This window comes from Pseudomonas sp. RL_5y_Pfl2_73 (genome assembly GCF_963970515.1).
Taxonomy (GTDB): domain Bacteria; phylum Pseudomonadota; class Gammaproteobacteria; order Pseudomonadales; family Pseudomonadaceae; genus Aquipseudomonas.
The window spans coordinates 19,457-41,335 of the sequence record NZ_CAXAPD010000033.1 but is presented as its reverse complement, the minus strand read 5'-3'; the positions used below and the strand labels follow the sequence as shown (position 1 = coordinate 41,335).

General features: G+C 61.0%; 18 protein-coding genes and 1 tRNA gene. 14 read left to right on the top strand and 5 right to left on the bottom strand.

Features of this window, described 5'->3' with window-relative positions:
• Entirely contained in the window at nt 1–525 is a 525-nt protein-coding gene (locus AACY42_RS24555) for a type II toxin-antitoxin system VapC family toxin (protein WP_339482894.1), read from the top strand.
• A 199-nt stretch (nt 526–724) separates the two neighbouring features.
• On the opposite strand, the gene AACY42_RS24550 is transcribed toward AACY42_RS24555, so the two are convergent.
• Nucleotides 725–801 (bottom strand) — tRNA-Arg (locus AACY42_RS24550).
• A gap of 349 nt (nt 802–1,150) precedes the next feature.
• On the opposite strand from AACY42_RS24550, the gene gabD reads away from it, so the two are divergent.
• The 3 genes from gabD to AACY42_RS24535 all read left to right on the top strand — a co-directional run bounded on the left by gabD (nt 1,151) and on the right by AACY42_RS24535 (nt 5,400).
• Nucleotides 1,151–2,593, top strand: a complete 1,443-nt coding sequence (gene gabD / locus AACY42_RS24545) for an NADP-dependent succinate-semialdehyde dehydrogenase (protein ID WP_339482892.1) — start codon at nt 1,151–1,153, stop codon at nt 2,591–2,593.
• 173 nt (nt 2,594–2,766) lie between these two features.
• The gene (gene gabT, locus AACY42_RS24540) at nt 2,767–4,044 is read left to right on the top strand and encodes a 4-aminobutyrate--2-oxoglutarate transaminase (RefSeq protein ID WP_339482891.1); all 1,278 of its coding nucleotides are present in this window, start codon (nt 2,767–2,769) and stop codon (nt 4,042–4,044) included.
• 138 nt (nt 4,045–4,182) lie between these two features.
• Nucleotides 4,183–5,400 carry an HDOD domain-containing protein gene (locus AACY42_RS24535; RefSeq protein WP_339482890.1) on the top strand — a complete coding sequence of 406 codons (1,218 nt, stop codon included), beginning with the start codon at nt 4,183–4,185 and terminating at the stop codon, nt 5,398–5,400.
• Nucleotides 5,401–5,440: 40 nt separating this feature from the next.
• Here the strand turns inward: AACY42_RS24535 and AACY42_RS24530 are convergent, their stop codons facing one another.
• Together AACY42_RS24530 and desA are read right to left on the bottom strand one after the other, a co-directional pair.
• Nucleotides 5,441–6,430 (bottom strand): GGDEF domain-containing protein, encoded by a 990-nt coding sequence (locus AACY42_RS24530; RefSeq protein WP_339482889.1) that lies wholly within the window; start codon nt 6,428–6,430, stop codon nt 5,441–5,443.
• A gap of 375 nt (nt 6,431–6,805) precedes the next feature.
• Complete coding sequence (desA, locus tag AACY42_RS24525; protein WP_339482887.1) at nt 6,806–7,990, bottom strand: delta-9 fatty acid desaturase DesA; 1,185 nt, start codon at nt 7,988–7,990, stop codon at nt 6,806–6,808.
• Between the two features lie 146 nt (nt 7,991–8,136).
• Here desA and dibA point away from each other — a divergent pair, with 146 nt between their 5' ends.
• The 9 genes from dibA to AACY42_RS24480 all read left to right on the top strand — a co-directional run bounded on the left by dibA (nt 8,137) and on the right by AACY42_RS24480 (nt 19,256).
• Nucleotides 8,137–10,044, top strand: coding sequence for a phosphodiesterase DibA (dibA, locus tag AACY42_RS24520; RefSeq protein ID WP_339482886.1), 1,908 nt, complete (start codon nt 8,137–8,139; stop codon nt 10,042–10,044).
• Between the two features lie 693 nt (nt 10,045–10,737).
• Entirely contained in the window at nt 10,738–10,920 is a 183-nt protein-coding gene (gene oscA / locus AACY42_RS24515) for a sulfur starvation response protein OscA (RefSeq protein WP_003186967.1), read from the top strand.
• 132 nt (nt 10,921–11,052) lie between these two features.
• Nucleotides 11,053–12,066: a sulfate ABC transporter substrate-binding protein gene (locus AACY42_RS24510; RefSeq protein ID WP_339482885.1), complete on the top strand. Its 1,014-nt coding sequence runs from the start codon at nt 11,053–11,055 to the stop codon at nt 12,064–12,066.
• Nucleotides 12,067–12,197: 131 nt separating this feature from the next.
• On the top strand, nt 12,198–13,016 hold the full coding sequence (cysT, locus tag AACY42_RS24505; protein ID WP_339482884.1) for a sulfate ABC transporter permease subunit CysT: 819 nt from the start codon (nt 12,198–12,200) through the stop codon (nt 13,014–13,016).
• Nucleotides 13,017–13,028: 12 nt separating this feature from the next.
• Complete coding sequence (gene cysW, locus AACY42_RS24500) at nt 13,029–13,898, top strand: sulfate ABC transporter permease subunit CysW (RefSeq protein ID WP_339482882.1); 870 nt, start codon at nt 13,029–13,031, stop codon at nt 13,896–13,898.
• Nucleotides 13,899–13,901: 3 nt separating this feature from the next.
• Nucleotides 13,902–14,870: a sulfate/molybdate ABC transporter ATP-binding protein gene (locus AACY42_RS24495; RefSeq protein WP_339482880.1), complete on the top strand. Its 969-nt coding sequence runs from the start codon at nt 13,902–13,904 to the stop codon at nt 14,868–14,870.
• 290 nt (nt 14,871–15,160) lie between these two features.
• On the top strand, nt 15,161–16,522 hold the full coding sequence (locus AACY42_RS24490) for a cytochrome C (protein ID WP_339482879.1): 1,362 nt from the start codon (nt 15,161–15,163) through the stop codon (nt 16,520–16,522).
• Nucleotides 16,519–17,031, top strand: a complete 513-nt coding sequence (locus AACY42_RS24485) for a sorbitol dehydrogenase (protein ID WP_339482878.1) — start codon at nt 16,519–16,521, stop codon at nt 17,029–17,031. The genes AACY42_RS24490 and AACY42_RS24485 overlap by 4 nt, the downstream gene beginning before the upstream one ends.
• Complete coding sequence (locus AACY42_RS24480; protein WP_339482877.1) at nt 17,028–19,256, top strand: GMC family oxidoreductase; 2,229 nt, start codon at nt 17,028–17,030, stop codon at nt 19,254–19,256. Before AACY42_RS24485 ends, AACY42_RS24480 begins: the two co-directional genes overlap by 4 nt.
• Before the next feature lie 92 nt (nt 19,257–19,348).
• Here AACY42_RS24480 and AACY42_RS24475 read toward each other — a convergent pair whose 3' ends face one another.
• Entirely contained in the window at nt 19,349–19,873 is a 525-nt protein-coding gene (locus AACY42_RS24475) for an Mpo1 family 2-hydroxy fatty acid dioxygenase (RefSeq protein ID WP_339482875.1), read from the bottom strand.
• 87 nt (nt 19,874–19,960) lie between these two features.
• On the opposite strand from AACY42_RS24475, the gene AACY42_RS24470 reads away from it, so the two are divergent.
• Nucleotides 19,961–20,647: a Crp/Fnr family transcriptional regulator gene (locus AACY42_RS24470; protein ID WP_339482874.1), complete on the top strand. Its 687-nt coding sequence runs from the start codon at nt 19,961–19,963 to the stop codon at nt 20,645–20,647.
• A gap of 195 nt (nt 20,648–20,842) precedes the next feature.
• Here the strand turns inward: AACY42_RS24470 and AACY42_RS24465 are convergent, their stop codons facing one another.
• Nucleotides 20,843–21,847: an AraC family transcriptional regulator gene (locus AACY42_RS24465; RefSeq protein ID WP_339482873.1), complete on the bottom strand. Its 1,005-nt coding sequence runs from the start codon at nt 21,845–21,847 to the stop codon at nt 20,843–20,845.
• Nucleotides 21,848–21,879 lie beyond the last annotated feature (32 nt).

Here is a 21,879-nt window from a genome sequence, read left to right as displayed (position 1 = left end):
GTGCGCATAGTTCTCGATACCAACGTTCTCGTCCAAGCCTTGGGAAATGCCAAGGACGGTATCGTCTTGGTTGATCCCGCCACTGGTCATAACGTTGATAGGGCCGAGGCTAGGGCTGAAGCCCTGATCGAAATGGTCGATGCAAGAGGTGGGACGGTGTTGATACCAACACCTGCATTGGCTGAGTATCTGGTGGGCATTGATCGGAATTTTCACCAGAGCCATTTAGATGTCATAAACGGCTTTTCGTGTTTTGAAATCATATCGTTCGATCAGATCGCCGCGGTCGAATGTGCTCGTATGGTCGATGACAATGAGCTGAAGGTGCTTGACCCGGCAGCAACGAAAGCCAAGTTACGGTTTGATCGCCAGATAATTGCTACTGCTCTCGCAACCAACGCTGATGAAGTCTGGACTCATGATGTGGGTCTTTACTCCAAAGCTCAGAAATGCGGACTTGTGGTGAAGTCCTTAGGAGATATTGAGCCGGCTCCTGAGCAACTCGAGGCCGATCTCGACCACTGAGTGTCTGCCCGAGTCGGTTGGCGATGGAAACCTGGCCTCTTTAGTTATTTGCAACACGGCCCCTGTCGGTTGATGCGCTGCGGCGCTGATACCGCTCAGGGGTTTTTTAATGCCTGAATTGCTTACTTGCAGGCTCCCAAGGTTAGACGCCCACAAAAAAGCCCCAGGTCTTGCGACCTGGGGCTTTTGATTCTGAAGATGGTGCACCAGGCGGGATTCGAACCCACGACCCCTGCCTTCGGAGGGCAGTACTCTATCCAGCTGAGCTACTGGTGCGACGCGGGCGCCATGATACTCATATGCATCGCGGGCGTCCATGCTGCTGATTTGCCGGTGTTTTCATAAGCCTGGGCGGGCATCGGCTACGCTGATCAGAAAAAGCGGGCAAATGCGGCTTTTTCGTTCTTTTTTTCGAACATCCTATTGTCCTTCACCCCTATCGGCCCTAGGATTCGTTTGAGATTTCAAACGCTCTTGTCTGGGTGCTGAACCGCACGTCTGTGCTTTTGTGCGTTATTTCTGTGCTTCAGCCCGGTGAATGATTTCCCTGACGGCAGCCCCCGAGGCGCCTTTCTACAAATCTAATTCGCTCCGCGCGTGCGCGGTGCTGTTAAGGAAAGCCGACATGCAGCTTAAAGACACCCAGTTGTTCCGCCAGCAAGCCTTTATCGATGGCGCTTGGGTCGATGCGGACAATGGTCAGACGATCAAGGTCACCAACCCGGCGACGGGCGAAGTATTGGGCACTGTGCCGAAGATGGGCGCTGCCGAAACCCGTCGTGCGATTGAAGCCGCCGACAAGGCGCTGCCGGCCTGGCGTGCGCTGACGGCCAAGGAGCGCGCCAACAAGCTGCGCCGCTGGTACGAACTGCTGATCGAGAACCAGGACGACCTCGGTCGCCTGATGACCCTGGAACAAGGCAAGCCGCTGGCCGAAGCCAAGGGCGAAATCGTCTACGCCGCTTCCTTCATTGAGTGGTTCGCCGAAGAAGCCAAGCGCATCTACGGTGACGTGATTCCCGGCCACCAGCCCGACAAGCGCCTGATCGTGATCAAGCAGCCGATTGGCGTGACCGCGGCCATTACCCCGTGGAACTTCCCGGCCGCGATGATCACCCGCAAGGCTGGCCCAGCCCTGGCTGCCGGTTGCACCATGGTCATCAAGCCAGCTTCGCAAACCCCGTTCTCGGCCCTGGCCCTGGTGGAACTGGCGCACCGTGCCGGCATCCCGCAAGGCGTGTTGAGCGTGGTTACCGGTAGCGCCGGCGACATCGGTGGCGAGCTGACCAGCAACCCGATCGTGCGTAAGCTGTCGTTCACCGGTTCGACCGAGATCGGTCGCCAGTTGATGGCCGAATGTGCCAAGGACATCAAGAAAGTCTCCCTGGAGCTGGGCGGCAACGCGCCGTTCATCGTGTTCGACGATGCGGACCTGGATAAGGCCGTCGAAGGCGCGATCATTTCCAAGTACCGCAACAACGGCCAGACCTGCGTCTGCGCCAACCGCCTGTACATCCAGGATTCGGTGTACGACGCGTTTGCCGAAAAGCTCAAGGCAGCGGTTGCCAAGCTCAGGATCGGCAACGGTCTGGACGATGGCACCACCACCGGTCCGTTGATCGACGGCAAAGCGGTCGCCAAGGTGCAAGAACACATTGCCGATGCCGTCAGCAAAGGCGCGACCGTGCTGTCGGGCGGCAAGGCGATGGAAGGCAACTTCTTCGAACCGACCATCCTGACCAACGTACCGAAAAACGCCGCCGTGGCGAAGGAAGAAACCTTCGGCCCGCTGGCGCCGCTGTTCCGTTTCAAAGACGAAGCCGAAGTGATCGCGATGTCCAACGACACCGAGTTCGGCCTGGCCTCGTACTTCTATGCCCGCGACCTGGGCCGTGTGTTCCGTGTGGCCGAAGCCCTGGAATACGGCATGGTCGGCGTCAACACCGGGTTGATTTCCAACGAAGTCGCGCCATTCGGCGGCATCAAGGCCTCGGGCCTGGGGCGTGAAGGCTCCAAGTACGGCATCGAGGATTACCTGGAAATCAAATACCTCTGCCTGGGTATCTGATCTGCTTCAAGCGCAAAGGGCACGAGAGCGCTGTCCCTTTGCGCGTTTCACCCGTTCTGTTTCTTGTGGCCGGAACGCTGTGGCAGTCGATCATCGCATGCTGTCGCAGTTGCCTCCCCGCCATGTATTCCTTGAGCCACGCCGACCGATGAGCGGCGAATGAGGACACTTTAATGAGCAAGACCAACGCAGACCTGATGGCCCGCCGTACCGCCGCTGTTCCACGCGGTGTTGGCCAGATTCACCCGATCTTTGCCGAATCGGCGAAGAACGCCACGGTAACCGACGTTGAAGGTCGTGAATTCATCGACTTCGCCGGTGGCATCGCCGTGCTGAACACCGGTCACGTGCACCCGAAAATCATCGCCGCCGTGACCGAACAGTTGAACAAGCTGACCCACACCTGCTTCCAGGTCCTGGCCTACGAACCGTACGTGGAACTGTGCGAAAAAATCAACGCCAAGGTGCCGGGTGATTTCGCCAAGAAAACCCTGCTGGTCACCACCGGTTCGGAAGCGGTGGAAAACGCCGTGAAAATCGCTCGCGCCGCCACGGGGCGTGCCGGTGTGATCGCCTTCACCGGTGCTTACCACGGTCGCACCATGATGACCCTGGGCCTGACCGGTAAAGTCGTGCCCTACTCGGCCGGCATGGGCTTGATGCCCGGCGGCATCTTCCGCGCGCTGTACCCGAACGAACTGCACGGCGTGAGCATCGACGACTCCATCGCCAGCATCGAGCGTATCTTCAAGAACGACGCCGAGCCGCGTGACATCGCGGCAATCATCATCGAGCCGGTACAGGGCGAGGGTGGTTTCTACGTAGCGCCCAAGGAATTCATGAAGCGCCTGCGTGCTTTGTGCGACCAGCACGGCATCCTGCTGATCGCTGACGAAGTGCAGACCGGTGCCGGCCGTACCGGCACTTTCTTCGCCATGGAGCAGATGGGCGTTGCCGCCGACCTGACCACCTTTGCCAAGTCCATCGCGGGTGGCTTCCCGTTGGCCGGTGTCTGCGGCAAGGCCGAATACATGGATGCCATCGCGCCGGGTGGCCTGGGCGGCACCTACGCCGGTAGCCCGATCGCCTGTGCGGCGGCGCTGGCGGTGATGGAAGTGTTCGAAGAAGAACACCTGCTGGACCGCTGCAAGGCTGTGGGCGAGCGTCTGGTGACCGGCCTCAAGGCGATCCAGAAGAAGTACCCGGTCATCGGTGAAGTGCGTGCCCTGGGCGCGATGATCGCCGTGGAGCTGTTCGAAAACGGTGACTCCCACAAGCCGAACGCTACGGCGGTAGCCCAAGTCGTGGCCAAGGCGCGTGACAAGGGGCTGATCCTGCTGTCCTGCGGTACCTATGGCAACGTTCTGCGGGTGTTGGTGCCGCTGACCGCGCCGGACGAGCAACTGGAAAAAGGCCTGGCGATCATCGAAGAGTGCTTCTCCGAACTCTGAGTGACGGTTGTGCGCTGATCCACAAAAACCCGCCTTCTGGCGGGTTTTTTCATATCGGCGAACCTGCCTGGTGCATTTTGAACTGTCTGGAACGGCCACCAACGTCTAAGGTGCAAGTATGGCAAGGGAGCATGCTGCATGACTGTTGTGGATTTACCCGCTGTACCGCGTGTGTTGATCGCCGAGGCCGATCCGGCGTCCCGTGAGCTGCTTGAGCAGGTGTTGTCGGGAGTGCGCTGTGATGCCCGGGTGGACACCTGTGGCGACGGCAAACAGGCCTTGGATTTGCTGGCCAGCCGCCCTTACGACCTGGTCATCGCCGATTGGGAGCTGCCGCAGGTCGATGGCTTGGCGATTCTGCGTGGCCTTCGCCAGCAGCATCGCACCCCGCCGTTGCCGTTCATCCTGATGAGCCAGCGCAACGACAGCGCCAGCGTGCGCGAAGTCTTGCCGCTGGCGCCGGCCGCGTATTTGACCAAGCCGTTGAACCGGGAAGACCTGACCCAACGTTTGCAGGGGTTGTTAGTGGGCGGCGGTGAGGAAACGTCCAACGAAGCGCCGAACCCAGGACCGGGGTTGACCCTGCCGACTTTCCTGGAACGTCGGCGTGACCTGTCCGAGGGCGCGCCCTTGATGACCGATGTGCAAGTGGCGGTCAGGCGCAGCCTCAACCCCGGCGACCTGGATCTGAAACTGCTCGAAGAAGAGATCCGCACCGACCCGCAAATCACTGCCGTACTGATCGCGGCGGCCAACAGCGCTGCCCAGCATCAGGGTGGTGGCCCGGTGCAGACCGTGGCCCAAGCGTTGCACCAGCTCGGCACCGGGCAAAGCATGAACCTGATCCTCGGCCTGACCCTCAAGCGCTGCGCCCGGCTCAGCGTTCCGTGCCTGGCAGATTATGCCGAGCGGTACTGGGCGCTGTCGCTGCACACGGCCGAATACGCCCGGACGATGGCGCGGTTGCTGGACCTGGAGCAGGAGCGTTGTTATTGCGCCGGGTTGCTGCATCGGCTGGGCGACCTGGCGTTGCTGCGCTGCCTGGAGGAGTGGAAACAGGCCGGTGGCGAGCTGGATGAGCCGGAGGAAGTCGGCGACTCGCTGGACACGTTCGGCGCCAGTTTCGGCTCGGCGTTGCGTGCTCGCTGGCGTCTGCCGTTGGAGCTGCGGGAGTTGATCGCGGCGGTCTATAGCCTGGGGGGCGGGGTGTATTCCCGTGAAGCCTTGGTGATGAACATGGCCGCGCAGATGGCGCGTCTGCCCGCCCATGAAGGCCTTGAAGAGCTGGCCCGTGGTCGCACGGCGCGGTTGCTGAAGATCGGCTTGCCGGAGTTGACGCGGTTGCGCCGTAAATAAAGCCACCACCCAACCCTGTGGGAGCGGTGGGGCAACTCATTCACGCCGCAATAATGCGGTTCTTCCCCTTGCGCTTGGCCTCGTACATCGCCGCGTCGGCACGGGCGAACAGGCTGTCGAGGGAGTGGTCTTCAGGGGTAATGGAGGTCAGGCCCTGGCTGACGGTAATGCCGAAGCTCTGTTCACCGCAGCGGAACAACAGGCGCTGGATTTCCCGTTGCAACCGCTCGGCCACTTGCAATGCCATGTCGGGCGCGCAGCCGGGGAACACGGCGGCGAACTCTTCGCCACCGATCCGCCCGAACAGGTCGCCGCGTCGGAGCACGGAGCGCCCGCTTTCGGCGATTCTCTGCAACACGGTATCGCCTTCCTGATGGCCGTAGGTGTCGTTGATCACCTTGAAATCATCAATGTCCAGCAACAGGAACACCATGGGCATCCTTTGTAGCCGTGCCTGCTCGAACTCACGGTGGGCGCATTCGAAAAAGTGCCGGCGATTGCTGCTTTGGGTCAGCACATCGGTGGTCGCCAGGCGCTGCAGTTCGCTTTCCAGCAGCTTCTTTTCGGTGATGTCTTCGGCAATGCCCACCACAATCACCGGTTGCCCTGGCTCGGCCTTGCGGTTGATGAAGCATTTGTCGCTCAGCCAGCGGATCTGGCCGTTGCCGGCGATGATGCGGTATTCACGGTCTTCGACGGCGCCTTTGACCAATACTTCGGCCAGGCTGCGTTCAGCGTACTCAAGGTCGTCGGGGTAGATTGCGTCGCGCCATTCGTTGTAGTCAGCCAGGACCAGGCCGGCGGGGCGGCCGAAGATCCGCTCGTAGGCGGGGCTGACATACAGCACCTGTCGGGTTTCCCAGTTGAACACCCACAGCACGGCATTGACGCTGACCAGCAACGAGCTGAACAGCTGCTCACGCTCGCTCAGGCGCGCCACTTCGCCTTGGGCATGCATCAGCGCCATGAGCGTCTGGGCTGCCTCGGGCCAATGAGGGAGGGAGTAATCCTGTAGGTTCTTGTCGACCATCGGCACAAATCTCAAAGAGCGTGCACTGCTGTGGGTTGGCACGCGCTTTTCTCCAAAGCCCGCCTGGATGGCGAAGTGCTCTTTGAGATAGGGGATTTGGGGCGAAGTTCCTTTGCAGGCGACGAAGGGCGGGGGGATTCAGCGAGTCAAATAATGGGGGGCTGAACCTGTGGCGAGGGGATTTAGTGAAACGTCGCCCGCCCCGCTTGCGCAGCCCCCGTAGGAGCTGTCGAGTGCAGCGAGGCTGCGATCTTGTGCCAGACAATTGAGTCGCAGCGAATGATCAGGAGCAAACGATCGCAGCCTCCGGCAACTCCTACAGAGCCCAGCGCAAGCCTTTCTTCACGGCCAGTGGTTTGCGCTGGAGCTGCATCGTCAGGCCGTGGCAGGCCGTAGCGAGTAGGTCTTGAGTTGGTCCGCAAACTCGCGCAAGGACTGGATGCCGCTGGCCTCGGCCTCGTGGACCCATTCCTTGATGGCGGCGAGCATGTCGTGGCCGTTGCTGCTGGTCTTGACCCAGATCTGCTGCAAGGCCAGGCGTTTCTCGTAGATCACCTTCAGTGCCTGACTGTGTTCGAGCATGTTCTGGATGCGTACGTGGTGACGGTCGTCCAGCAGGCTGGTCTCCCGCGACAGCAGGCGTTTGGCCCGGTGGAACTGGTGACGCACCGAGTGATCGACCCTTCCCAGTTCCTGCTTGACCAGTGGCGCGATGACCAGCCGGCGGTACTGCGCCATGATCTGGAAACGGTTGTTGAGAATCGCCATGGCCGTGTCCATGTCCAGGTTGCCCTTGCCTTCGACCCGGTGGGCGATCGGCGCAACCCGCTGGACCTTGGCCAGGCGTAGGAAACTGAACACCCGGATCCAGGCCCAGCCCAGGTCGAACTCCCATTTGCGTACCGACAGCTTGGCCGAGTTGGGGTAGGTGTGATGGTTGTTGTGCAGTTCTTCGCCGCCGATCAGGATGCCCCAGGGCACCAGGTTGGTCGCCGCGTCGCGGCATTCGAAGTTGCGGTAGCCCACGGCATGGCCCAGGCCATTGACCACGCCGGCGGCCCAGACGGGGATCCACATCATCTGGATGGCCCAGATGGTGATGCCGATGGTGCCAAACAGCAGCAGATCGATGACGCCCATGATTGCCACGCCCAGCAGCGGGAAGCGGCTGTAGAGCTTGCGTTCGATCCAGTCGTCAGGGCAGTTCTTGCCGTAGATGCGCAGGGTTTCCGGATTTTCCGCTTCGGCGCGATACAGCTCGGCGCCTTTGCGCAGCACGGTGGACAAGCCTTTTATGACCGGGCTGTGGGGGTCGTCGACGGTTTCGCATTTGGCGTGGTGCTTGCGGTGGATGGCGGTCCACTCGCGGGTGTTCTGTGCTGTGGTCAGCCACAGCCAGAAACGGAAGAAATGTTTGAGACCGGCATTGAGCTCCAGGGCGCGATGCGCCGAATAACGGTGCAGGTAGACCGTGACGCCAATGATCGTGACGTGAGTCATCAGCAGGGTGACTGCCACCAGTGACCAGGCCGACAAGCCAAGAAAACCTTCGTACCACATAGGCTGTAGGGCCCTCGATAAAAATAGAAACTACCGCAGCATTATCACAAGCTCTACAGATAAAACCAGTCGGCCTTTCAGATAAGAGTGGCTGGATGTTTCTTCCTCTATAATTCCCCCATCTCTGTAGGGACATGGATGGCCGAATGCCTGCCTATCAACGCAGTGCCATGCGCGTAGCGCTGCTTTACCTCGTGCTGTCAGTCGTCTGGCTGCAGCTGATTGGTTATTTATTGAGCAGCTTCTTCGATCAATTCGCCGACAGGCAACGCTGGCTGTTGATCAACGGTTATGCCTGGGTCCTGCTCAGCGCCGGGTTGATCTTCCTGGCGCGGGCGCGAATCTCACGGTTTTTCGCCAAGGGCGAGCACGGTGCCGATCACGAGCGCCTGCGCCAGGCCGCCGCCGTCTTCGATTGCACCCGCGAAGGGGTGTTGGTGACGGACCGCAACGGCCTGATCGTGCATGTGAACCGGGCCTTCATGGCGATCACCGGTTATGTGCGGGACGAAGTGCTGGGCCAGCGCCCCAACCTGTTCAAGTCCGGTCGCCATGGGCCGGATTTCTATCGCGACATGTTTGACTCCCTGGCTAGCCTGGGCGAATGGAACGGCGAGATCTGGAATCGGCGTAAAAACGGTGAGATCTACCCGCAATGGCAGACGATCCGCGTCATTCGCGACGACAGCGGCCAGGTCAGCCATTATGTCGCGGTGTTTTCTGACATCAGCGCCATCAAGAACTCCGAGCACGAACTGGCCTACCTGGCCCATCACGACCCGCTGACAGGCTTGCCCAACCGCCTGCTGTTTTCTGATCGCACCGAGCAAGCGCTGGCGTCGGCGCAGTTGCACAAGCGTGGCTGTGCCCTGTTGCTGCTGGACCTGGATCACTTCAAAAACATCAATGACAGCCTGGGTCACAACGTGGGCGATGAATTGCTCAAAGGCGTGGCCGAGCGGTTCAGCGGGCTTTTTGCGCCGGGCGTGACCCTGGCCCGACTGGGGGGCGACGAATTTGCGGTGCTGGTGGAAAACTGCTCGCAGCCAGGCCAGGCCGCGGCGTTGGCCCGGCGCATCCTCGACGCGTTGAAAGAGCCTCTGCGGTTCGATGACCACGCATTGTTCATCAATGCCAGCATTGGCATCAGCCTGTTCCCCGGCGATGCCCTGAACGCTGGGCAACTGCTGCGCAATGCCGATTCGGCGTTGTTCAAGGCCAAGAACGCCGGACGTGACGGCTACGCTTTGTACACCGAAGAACTCACGGCCCACGCCCAGCAGCGGGTCGAGATTGCCTTCCAATTGCGGCGCGCGCTGCAGCAACAGGAGTTGCGCGTTCACTACCAGCCGGTCTACGAGCTGGCGACCCGTCGTCTGATCGGTGTCGAGGCGCTGGTGCGATGGGAACATCCCACGCGTGGCTTGGTGCCGCCGGCCGAGTTCATCCCCATCGCTGAGCGTACCGGCCTGATTGCCCAGGTCGATGCCTGGGTCATGGACCAGGCCTGCCGGCAGATGTGCCAGTGGCAGCAGGCCGGCGTGGGGCTGTCGTTTGTCGCCGTCAACGTTTCGAGTCGGCTGTTTGCCCGTCGCGAGTTGTACGAGCAGGTCGCCCAGGTGTTGCACGACACGGGCCTGGACCCGGCCTGCCTGGAACTGGAAGTGACGGAAAGCGCGGTGATGGAAGACCCGGAGGTGGCGCTGGAACAGATGCATCGCCTGCGGGAGCTGGGCGTGCGCCTGGCTATCGACGATTTCGGCACGGGCTATTCGTCGCTGCTGCGGCTCAAGCGCCTGCCGGTGCAGAAGCTCAAGATTGACCAGGGGTTTGTCGCGGGGTTGCCGTGGGATGAGGATGATGCGGCGATCGTCCGGGTGATCATCGCCCTGGCCCACAGCATGGGTATGCAGGTGCACGCCGAGGGCATCGAGCAGCGTGAGCAGGCGGCATTTTTGCTTGGACAGGCTTGTGAGCTGGGGCAGGGTTACTGGTTTGGCCGGCCTGTCGCGGCGGCGCAGTTGGATTGGGATCGGGCGCCGGTTATTGCTTGATCGTCAGGGGTGTTGATGTTGGCCTGGCAACTGGCCAGGATTTGTGATCGGGTACATATCCATTTCTTCGGTAACGGCGGCTTATGGTTCCGCCCTGACGACGGGTCACTTTCGAAAAGCCCGGAAGCCGGCCCAGACGAACCCCGCTCCCACAGTGGAATGGTGTTGAACTTGAGATTCGGTTCGACACAGAACTTTGTGTGCGAGCTTGCTCGCGATGGTGTCGGCTCAGCCAACACCGCTTCGCTTGCACAGTCGAGAGAGGTGGCAGCTATGCATAGGTGTGCAAGACCGGTCGGAGTACCCGGCAGACCCGAAGATCTCCCATACACAGCTGCCATAACGACTCGCGAGCATAAAAAAATGCCCGATGAATAGCCATCGACAATTGTGTCCTCCGCCGGACTTGCACGTCCGTGTCACCGTTTTTTGCGATGACGAACAGAGGTTAGCCGCGCCATAGAGCGCTGCCTAGTTCATGAACAGCCCGGCGTTTTGAAGGAAATCTCCGAGGGTTTGGCAGGGAAAAAGCTCCCAGTCACCCCTGCCGTAGGACATCGACTACTTCATGTAATTTTGGTTATATAAAAATTCTCAAATAGTCTTTTTAAGAATATCAGCGCTTATCTAGTATTGCTCCCACGCCGCAAGCAGTGCCGCCCACTGCCAGGCATTCATTCAAGGAGCAGCAGCATGAGCGCATCTCTACGTAGTGTTGACGGCCAGGACGAAGCAACCATCTTGCGCGAGATCCAGAGCGCGTTGCGCGATCTGCGTTTTGGGGCGGTGGAAATCACCGTGCACAACGCACAGGTGGTCCAGATCGAACGCAAGGAAAAATTCCGGCTGCAACAACCCAGTCATAAGCCGTCTTGAGAAAGCCAAAAAGATCGCAGCCTTCGGCAGCTCCTACTGGGGGCTAGGCGTAGGAGCTGCCGAAGGCTGCGATCTTTTCAGGACCACAACGATTTCGAAGCCATAAAAACCAGAACTCCAGGAGCTTTCACCATGTCGTCCATTCGTCGTTATGCCCTGGCCACCTTGGCCAGTGCTGTTTTTGCAGGTTCCGCTGTCGCCAAGGATTACGAGCTGCTCAACGTGTCCTACGACCCGACGCGTGAGCTGTATCAGGATTACAACGCCGAATTCGCCAGTTTCTGGAAGAAAGCCCACCCGGACGACAGCGTGAAGATCCAGCAGTCCCACGGTGGCTCGGGCAAACAAGGGCGCGCGGTGATCGATGGTCTGCGGGCCGACGTGGTGACCCTGGCCCTGGCCGGTGACATCGATGAAATCGCCAAGCTGGGCAAGTCCCTGCCGACCGACTGGCAAACACGCCTGCCGGAAGCCAGCACGCCCTACACGTCCACCATCGTGTTCCTGGTGCGCAAGGGCAACCCCAAAGGCATCAAGGATTGGGGCGACCTGATCAAGAACGACGTGTCGGTCATCACCCCGAACCCGAAGACTTCCGGCGGTGCGCGCTGGAACTTCCTCGCCGCCTGGGCCTACGGCCTGAAGGCCAACGGGGGCGACGAAGCCAAGGCCAAGGAATACGTGCAGGCACTGTTCAAGCACGTGCCGATCCTCGACACCGGCGCCCGTGGCTCGACCATTACCTTCGTCAACAACGGTCAGGGCGACGTGTTGCTGGCCTGGGAAAACGAAGCTTTCCTGGCGCTGAAAGAGGACGGCGGCGCCGACCAGTTCGACATCGTCGTACCGTCGCTGTCGATCCTCGCCGAACCGCCGGTGGCGGTGGTGGACAAGAACGCCGAGAAAAAGGGCAACCTGGAGATCGCCGCCGCCTACCTCAAGCACTTGTACAGCCCGGCCGGCCAGGAAATCGCCGCGAAAAACTACTATCGCCCGCGTGACAAGGACGTGGCCGCCAAGTACGCCCGGCGATTTGCGAAGGTGGAGCTGGTGACCATCGACAAGGACTTCGGCGGCTGGAAAAGCGCTCAACCGAAATTCTTCAACGATGGCGGTGTGTTCGACCAGATCTATCAGGCGCAGTAAGCTGAAATACGCCTGAATGAACTGACTACAGTTGCAAAGCTAAAGCCAGACACCGAATTTTTGGTGAGGGGATTGTGTGGGAGTAAGGCTTGTCTTGCTTCCATGTTTAGTGTTTTTAACCAAGGACCTTTATGTCGCGTCGCATATCCCCGGTCATACCCGGCTTTGGGCTGACGCTGGGCTACACCCTGGTGTACCTCAGCCTGATTGTGCTCATACCCCTGGCGGCGATGTTCGTGCATGCCGCCCAACTTACCTGGGAACAGTTCTGGGCGATCATTTCGGCGCCGCGTGTGCTGGCGGCCTTGACGCTCAGTTTCGGCACCGCGCTGTACGCCGCGATCATCAACGGCGTGATCGGTACGCTGCTGGCCTGGGTGCTGGTGCGCTACACCTTCCCCGGCCGCAAGATCATCGACGCGATGATCGACCTGCCGTTCGCGTTGCCCACCGCTGTGGCCGGTATTGCCCTGACGGCGTTGTATGCGCCGGCCGGTCTGGTCGGCCAGTTCGCCACTGACCTGGGCTTCAAGATCGCTTATACGCCGTTGGGCATCACCCTCGCGCTGACCTTCGTGACGCTGCCGTTCGTGGTGCGCACGGTGCAGCCGGTGCTGGCCGATATTCCCCGTGAAGTCGAAGAAGCCGCCGCCTGCCTCGGTGCCAAGCCGTGGCAGGTGTTCCGCCACATTCTCGTGCCGGCGTTGTTGCCGGCCTGGTTGACCGGCTTCGCCCTGGCCTTTGCCCGTGGCGTGGGCGAGTACGGTTCGGTGATTTTCATCGCCGGCAATATGCCGATGAAAACCGAGATCCTGCCGCTGCTGATCATGGTCAAGCTCGACCAATACGACTACACCGGCGCCACCTCCATCGGCGTGCTGATGCTGGTGGTTTCCTTCGTCCTGTTGCTGCTGATCAACCTGTTGCAGCGGCGCATTGAAACCCCATAAGGAGGCGCGAACATGTCCCAATCGTCTATTTACGCAGCCTCCACCAACGCCGCCCGTCGCGGCAGTGCGACGTCGCGGCGCGTGCTGATCGGCCTCGGCTGGCTGATCTTTGCGCTGTTTCTGCTGTTGCCGCTGTTCATCGTGGTGTCCCAGGGCCTGAAGCTCGGGCTGGGGGCGTTCTTCACGGCGATCTTTGAACCCGACGCGCTGTCGGCGTTGAAGCTTACGGTGGTTGCCGTGCTGATCTCGGTGCCGCTGAACCTGGTGTTCGGCGTCAGTGCCGCGTGGTGCGTGAGCAAATATTCATTCCGCGGCAAGAGCATGCTGGTGACGCTGATCGACCTGCCGTTCTCGGTGTCGCCGGTGATCGCCGGCCTGGTCTACGTGCTGATGTTCGGCGCCCAGGGCCTGCTTGGGCCGTGGCTGTCGGATCACGACATCCAGATCGTGTTCGCGCTGCCGGGCATCGTCCTGGCGACGATTTTTGTCACCGTGCCGTTCGTGGCTCGGGAGCTGATTCCGCTGATGCAGGAGCAGGGCACCCAGGAAGAAGAGGCCGCACGCCTGCTGGGCGCCAATGGTTGGCAGATGTTCTGGCATATCACTGTACCGAACATCAAATGGGGCCTGATCTATGGCGTGGTGCTGTGTACAGCCCGGGCCATGGGTGAGTTCGGTGCAGTGTCGGTGGTGTCCGGGCACATTCGCGGGGTGACCAACACCCTGCCGCTGCACGTCGAGATTCTCTACAACGAATACAACCACGTGGCTGCGTTCGCTGTGGCGAGCCTGTTGCTGATCCTGGCGCTCTTGATTCTGCTGCTCAAGCAGTGGAGCGAAAACCGAATCAACCGCCTGCGCGCCAGCGCCGCGGAGGAATAAGTCATGTCGATCGAAGTCCGTAACGTCAGCAAGAATTTCCACGCCTTCAAGGCCCTGGACGAGATCAGCCTGGATATCCAGAGCGGCGAGCTGGTAGCGCTTCTGGGTCCGTCGGGCTGCGGCAAGACCACATTGCTGCGGATCATCGCCGGCCTCGAAACCCCGGACCAAGGCAGCATCGTGTTCCACGGCGAGGACGTGTCCGGCCACGACGTGCGTGATCGCAACGTCGGTTTCGTGTTCCAGCACTACGCCTTGTTCCGCCACATGACGGTGTTCGACAACGTTGCCTTCGGCCTGCGCATGAAGCCCAAGCACCAGCGCCCAAACGAAAGCCAGATCGCGACCAAGGTCCATGAGCTGTTGAACATGGTGCAACTGGATTGGCTCGCCGACCGCTACCCGGAGCAGCTCTCCGGCGGCCAGCGCCAGCGCATCGCCCTGGCCCGCGCCCTGGCGGTGGAGCCCAAGGTGTTGTTGCTGGACGAACCCTTCGGCGCCCTCGACGCCAAGGTCCGCAAGGAACTGCGCCGCTGGCTGGCGCGGCTGCACGAGGACATCAACCTGACCTCGGTTTTCGTGACCCACGACCAGGAAGAAGCCATGGAAGTCGCCGACCGGATCGTGGTGATGAACAAAGGCGTGATCGAGCAGATCGGCTCGCCCGGCGACGTCTACGAAAACCCGGCCAGCGACTTTGTGTATCACTTCCTCGGCGACTCGAACCGCCTGCACTTGGGGGAGGATCGGCATGTGCTGTTCCGCCCTCACGAAGTCTCGCTGTCGCGCTCGGAGCTGGAAGGCCACCATGGCGCTGAAGTGCGCGACATCCGTCCGCTCGGCGCCACCACTCGGGTGACCCTGAAGGTGGAAGGCCAGAGCGAGCTGATCGAAGCGGAAGTGGTGAAGGACCATGACAGCCTAGTGGGCCTGGCGAAAGGCGAGACGCTGTTCTTCAAACCGAAGGTCTAGCAGAAAGTCGCCAACCTCTAAAAGCAAAAGACATCGCGAGCAGGCTCCCACAGGGGGATTTGTGTATGGCGCAGATCCATTGTGGGAGCGAGCCTGCTTGCGATGGCGTCCTCACGCAAACCTCGATCCGAATCTGAATAACCCCGCCCAATCTTGCTTCGATTGGTTCTACGCCAACGCCTTTTCCCCACCGAAACCCTACCTAGACTCTGACAGGCCAGGAGGCAAGTAAGAGTCCATGACGGACCGGTGTTATCTCTCCTGGCGCCCTGATGCCAAGGAGAGAAAACATGAGAGTGGAAGTCAGTCGGCATGGCCCGCTTGGCTGTGCATTGTTAGGCGTCTTGCTGGCCCCGGCCGCTAGCGCCGCCCCCTCGTTGTCCCCCCAGATACCCTTCAATGTCACCGTGACCGAGCCCCTTTCACTGGTCAGCCTGCAGGCCAATTTCGATGAGTTGTCGTGGCAGACCTTCATTGCCCTGAACTGGCCAGCGCTGGATAACGGCGATCCCAATACCGGTACCCCCATCGGCAAGCAGGATGGCGCCACCGTGTGGGAAAGCTGGAAAGAGAGCTACCAGATATTCCGCGCCAAGGGCCAGGCCCCACTGCCCTGGAACGCCCCGGCGACCCTGCCCGAAGCGTGCAAGTCGCTCAAGCCCGGTCGCCTGTTGCAGCAAATGGGCAAGGTGCCCGATGTGCTGGATGAATTTATCCAGCCCTTCGAGAGCGGCCCGCTGGTGGACCAGAACGGCACCTATACGCGCAACGAAATCGTGGTCAACCAATCGATGTTCAATAGCATCGTCGACAACGGCCTGTACAGCATCGAAGGCCAGCAGAAATTTTTTGCCGCCAATGCGAACAACACCGTGGCGTTCAGTTGTGGTTCCACCGACACCAAACAGGTCGGTGCGGTGATGGTGAAGGCGTCGTGGAAAGTGCTGGGCCCCAACGACAAGCGGCAGGATTTTCACACCGTCGACGCGCTGGTCTACACCCCGGGGAACAACGACCCAAGCCATGGGCCGATTGTCGCGGAGTCGTGCGTGTCCGAGCCGGTCGGGTTGGTGGGATTGCACATGGTCCATAAGACCACCAGCGCGGCGCAATGGGTCTGGTCAACGTTTGAGCATGTAAAAAACGTGCCGGAAAAAACCACGCCCGTTGCCCAGCGGACGGGGCCTTATCTGTTCTACAACGCAGCCAGCACAAGCGACATCAACCAACCGCCGCCACGGCCATGGAACCCGGCGGTCAAGGCGACGCCCTCGCAGATCGTGCGCGACGTGCCGCTCACCGATGCCACCAGAAAACTGAACGCTACGTATCAAGAGCTGTTGCGTAAGGTGAACCCGCAGAGCGTCTGGGCGAACTATCAACTGATCAGTACCCAGTGGCCATCAGACCCGACCAAGAACTGCCAGATATCGGCCGCCAACCCGCTGGGCAGTCCTGCGCCCTCGTTCCTGGCCAACGCCACGCTGGAGACCTACATCCAGGGCACCGTGCCCCAGGCGTCTTCCAGTTGCATGGCTTGCCACGGCAATGCGGCCACCCATGTCACCGAATCACCGCGTACCAGCTTCGCGGATTTCACCTATTTGCTCGAACGCGCACAGTCCACCAGTGGACAAGGAGCCCAGCAATGAGCAGCAATCTGGATAATTTCGTAGGCCTGTCGTCGGCCCTTATTGGCATCTCGGCGGATCGTCTGGCACCGCAGATCGACCCGGTCGGTTTGCCGCCGATCTTTCTCGATTACGTCACTGCGCGAGTTCCTTCCGACGTGCTCAACGCGCTCTTGACTCAATACGCCACGCTGGTGGCGGACCATGTACCGCCCGACCAGATCGCCCAGCAGATACTGAAGTTCAACATGCAACCGACGATTCCACACACGGTACTCACCGCCCGCTCGATCATGAAGCTGTGGTTGTTGGGCGTCTGGTATCAACCGTTCGATATGGCGCCTTTCAAGAAAGATGATTCGGCGGTGGTGTCCGATCAGGCCTACGTCAACAGCTGGGCCTGGAAGATCGCCCAGGCCCACCCGATGGGCTACAGCGAATCGTTTTTTGGGTATTGGAACAGCGCGCCCTCCAGCCTTAAAGATTTGACCGGCGTATCCGCTAACGGACAGCAAGGAGCGTTGTCATGAGTACCGAACAAACCGAAGTGGTGATCGTTGGTGCAGGCCTGGCCGGTAGCATCATTGCCTATCAGTTGGGCATGGCCGGGATTGATGTGCTGGTACTCGAATCGGGGCCGGAGATACCGGTCAATCGTGCCCAGTACCTGGAGCGTTTCTATACCGCGACGCTGAAAACCCCAGAGTCCCCTTATCCCCCAAGCACGACACTGGACCCACATCTCAAGGGGCCGGCCGAACTGAACGCTCCACGGGCGACCATTGCCGATCTGCTCAATGGTAACTGGAACAACCCGGCGGTCAGCTACTTGGTCCAAAAAAGCCTGGTGCCCTTTGCAAGCACTTACGAACGGGTGGGTGGCGGCACGACATGGCATTGGGTCGGAACCTGTCTGCGCATGCTGCCGAACGATTTTCGCCTGCGGTCCAAGTATGGTGTCGGGGTTGACTGGCCAATAGGGTATGACGATCTGCAAAGCGCCTATTGCCGGGCGGAAGCGGAAATCGGGGTGTCGGCCAACGTCGCCGACCAAGCCTATCTGGGCATGACCTTTCCTGAGGGTTATGCATTCCCGATGCGCAGCATTCCGTTGTCACTGGTCGATGGCAGCTTTGTCACGGCTGTCACGGGGAAGACGTTCGATAGCTTGCCGCTGGTGGTCAGCCCGACGCCGGCCGGGCGCAACTCTCAACCTTATGCCGGTCGCCGGGTATGCGCCGGCAATACCAACTGCACGCCGATCTGCCCGATCCAGGCCAAGTACGACGCCACCGTGACCATGAACAAGGCCTTGGCCACGGGCAAGGTGCGAGTGCTTTATCGAACCGTGGCCAGCAAAGTAACCCTGGGTACTGATAGCAACGTCAATGGCATCGAGTTCAAGCAGTATCAATTGGAAGATGGCCCCGTCACTGGGACCGGCGTGGCAAGAGGACAACGTTATGTGATCGCCGCCCATGCGATCGAAACACCGAAGCTGCTACTGCACTCCGGCGTGGCCAACAGCAGCGGGCACGTGGGGCGCCACCTGGCTGACCATCCCATTTATCTGGCGTGGGGGTTGATGCCCGAGGGCAAGGCGATTTTCCCCTACCGGGGACCGCTATCGACGGCCGGCATCGAAAGCCTGCGCGACGGTGCCTTTCGCAGCGATCGTGCGGCGTGGCGTATCGAGATTGGCAACGAAGGTTGGAACTGGCCGGCCGGTGATCCCTACACCACGGTCGCTGACTTTATCGATGGGAAGAACAATGGCGGCGCCAACCCGAGCAATCAATTGCTATCCGGAACGGCGTTGGTACGAAAGCTCAACGACGTCTTCACTCGCCAGTTCCGGATCGCTTTCCTGGTTGAGCAGGTCGAGGAGGATTCCGACCTCGCGCAATGCCACGTCGTGGCCTCGACTCAATTCGAGAAGGATCCCGACCACCCGCAATGCTACATCGTGCCTTCGGCCGAATACACGGACCGGCTCGGCATCCCCCGACCGGAAATCCACTACGGCCTGTCCGAGTACACCAAGAAGGGTTTCCAGCAGGCGAAAACACTGGCGACGCACATCATCAAGGACCTGCTCGGTGCCCAGGAGTTGACGCACATCATCGGACCTGGATGTTTTACCTACGAAGGCGTGCCCTACAGCTTCCAGGGCGCCGGCCACCTGATGGGGACCTATCGTATGGGCGATGATTCCACCAAGTCGGTGGTGGACAAGTACCAGCGCAGTTGGGACCACAAGAACCTGTTCCTGGTGGGTGATGGCGTGTTCCCCAGCACCGGCACCTCGAACCCGAGCCTGACGATTGCGGCGCTGTCGTTCCAGGCCGGGGATACGCTGGCCAATGACCTGCGGGCGGTGACGATGCAGGTTCAATCCAACATCGCCTGGCAGGGCACTGGCGTGCAGGTCAACGGGTTGGTGCCGCGCCTGGTGCGCTACGTCAGTGGGTTATGGTGTGCCAGCCCGCAGGGCGGCAATGTCGATGGAAATGGTGGTTCGAGGCACATCGACTACAGCAGCTATGCCTTGCCCGGTGCCGCCGAAGGCGCCTTGATCGGTCGCGTGGGTAACGGTGGCAAGCCGTTCCTGGTGGGTGATCTGGGGCAGGTTCCGGGCGACCAGCAAGGGGAACTGCAACTGTGCATCAACGATGACCTGACCGGGCAGTACGGGTCTGGCTTGAAAGATAACACCGGCGCATTGACGATACGGGTCGAGTTTGGTGCGCTGTAACTTGAGCGCTAAGGCCTGACTCTTGTGGGAGCGAGCGTGTGGGAGCAAGGCTTGCTCCCACACGGGGGGCAGGTGGGGGTATTGCGTTGTTTTCAGGCCGCCGAACGCTGGTTGCGCAACGCCACCGGCCCGGCGCGCTCTTCGATGGCGCGCTTCAGTTCGCCGCGAAGCCCCAGCAGGAAGCCCGCTTCCACCACCACAAACAGCGGCCCGACAATCAGTCCGGTGAGGTCGTCGACGAACGCCGGCTTGCGGCCTTCGTAATAGTGACCGACGAATTGGATGACCCAACCCACCACGAACATCCCCAGGCCACTGCCCAGCCACACCAGGGTGCTTTGCGCAGCGAGCACCTGGCCCAGCCATAGCGCCAGGCCCAGCAGCACCGTCATCAGCGTCCCCAGGCGCAACTCCAGGCGCAGGTAGAACCAGGCACTGGCCACGGCCACCAGCAGCGCTGGCGACACCAGGACCGCGCCCACTGGCCAACCTGGGCGCGACAGCAGCACGGCGACAGCAATGAAGATCAGGGGAATCCCGATGAAATGGCTGGCGATGTTGCGCGGGTCGCGGTGATAGGCGGCGTATTGACTGAGATGATCGACGAGGCTTTTCATTGTTGTTCCTCCTGAGGTGATGCCTGCATGATGCCCAGGTATCACAAGGCGTTCTGTCAGTTAGCCGACACTTGTCCCGGAGTTTCCATGAATTCGCATCCCTGGCACTCACAGCTGATGGCAGGCCACTGGTACAGCCATTTGCCTACCGAGTTACAGAATAGTCTGCTGGGCATGGCGCGGGTGCGCCGCCTGCCGCCGGGTCATCGGCTGTTCCAGCGTGGCGACCCACCGTGCGGGCTGTATGCCGTGCTGGAAGGCGCGGTGCGCGTCGGTGCGGTGAACGAGCAGGGCAAGGAGGCGTTGCTGAGCGTGGTGGAGGCGCCCCACTGGTTCGGTGAAATCTGCCTGTTCGATGGCCAGCCGCGCACTCATGATGCGGTGGTTGTCGGTCAAGGTACGCTGCTGCATGTGCCCCAGGCGCCATTGCTGGCCTTCCTGCAAGAGCAGCCGATCTACTGGCGGCATCTGGCGTTATTGATGAGCCACAAACTGCGCCTGGCCTTCATCAACCTCGAACACCTGAGCCTGATGCCCGCCCCGGCCCGCCTGGCTCACCGCCTGCTGATGATCGCCGAAGGCTACGGCGAAATCGAACCGCCGCGACGGGTCCTGCAACTGCCCCAGGAACAACTGGCACTGATGCTCGCGCTGTCACGTCAGACCACCAACCTGATCCTCAAAGACCTGCAGGCCCTGGGCATTGTCCACCTGGGTTACGGCGAGATCGAAATCCTCGACATCGAGCGGTTGCGAGCGTTGACCACGCCCTGAAACAGGTGGGCGCGAGCGTGCTCCCGCTGGCCTGCGCTGTAGGAGCTGACGAAGGCTGCGATCTCTTGATCTTTCGCTTGAGATTCAAGCGTCAGGGGAAAGATCGCAGCCTCGCTCCGCTCGACAGCTCCTACAGGTCGAGCGACGGGTCTTGGGTTGTCTGTGCGATAGGGCCCGCCCAGGCGCTGCAAAGCCCTAGCGCAACCCATCCCGAAACTGCCCCGGCGTCATCCCGGTCCAGCGCTTGAAGGCGCGGCTGAAGCTGCTGGCATCGGCAAAGCCCAGCAGATAACTGACTTCGCTCAGCGAGCAATTCGGATCCCGCAGGTGCAGCAGCGCCAGATTCTCCCGGCACTCGTTGAGCAGTGCGTCGAAGCGACAGCCTTCGTCGGCCAGGTGCCGTTGCAGGCTGCGCAGGCTCAGGTGCATGGCCTGGGCGATGCGTTCGGCGCTGGGCTCGCCTTCGGGCAGTTGGGCCTCGATGGCTGCGCGCACCTTGCGTTCCCAGGTCAGTGGCTTGAGCTGTGCGAGGGTGCGTTCGAGCACGGCTTCGTTGTGTTCGGCCAGCTCCGGGTTGGCGTCGTCCAGGTGGCTGTCGAAGTCGCTGAGGTTGAACTCCAGGCAATCCTGCGCGGCGCCGAAATGCACCGGCGAGCGGAACACCTTGTGCCAGGGGCTGGGGTCCGCCGGTTCCGGGCGACGCAGGTACACCGCCAGCGGTGCGTAATCGCGGCCGAGCCGGTTGCGGCAGGTGCGCACGTAAATCGCCGCGAACGCGTCGATGGCTTCAAAGGCCGGTGCCGGACGGCCCTGGGGCACATCGAGACGGAAGCGGTAGCGGTCTTCGCCCCGGCTCAATTGCAAGGTCAGCGCATCGCTGACCACCGGGTGATAGCGCACGATCCGCTCGAACACTTCTCGCAGGCTGGCGCTGGCCACCAGGGCATAGCCCAGTGCGTGAAACGTAGTGGGGCTGACGAAGCGCGACACCCGCAGGCCAATCGCCGGGTCGCCGCTGGCCTGCACCGCCAACGCCCACAGGCGCGTGGTGGCCGAGAGCGGGTAACGGGCGTTCGGGTCGTCCATCCATTGCGGGTCGAGACCGGCCTCGACGCACAGGGCGTGGCTGTCCAGGCCCAGCGCATCGAGCTGTTTGCGCAGGGCGCGGGTCCAGCTGGCGAGGGAGGTTGGCTCAGTCATGACGATTGGCGCTTGCGGTCAACAGGTTGGCG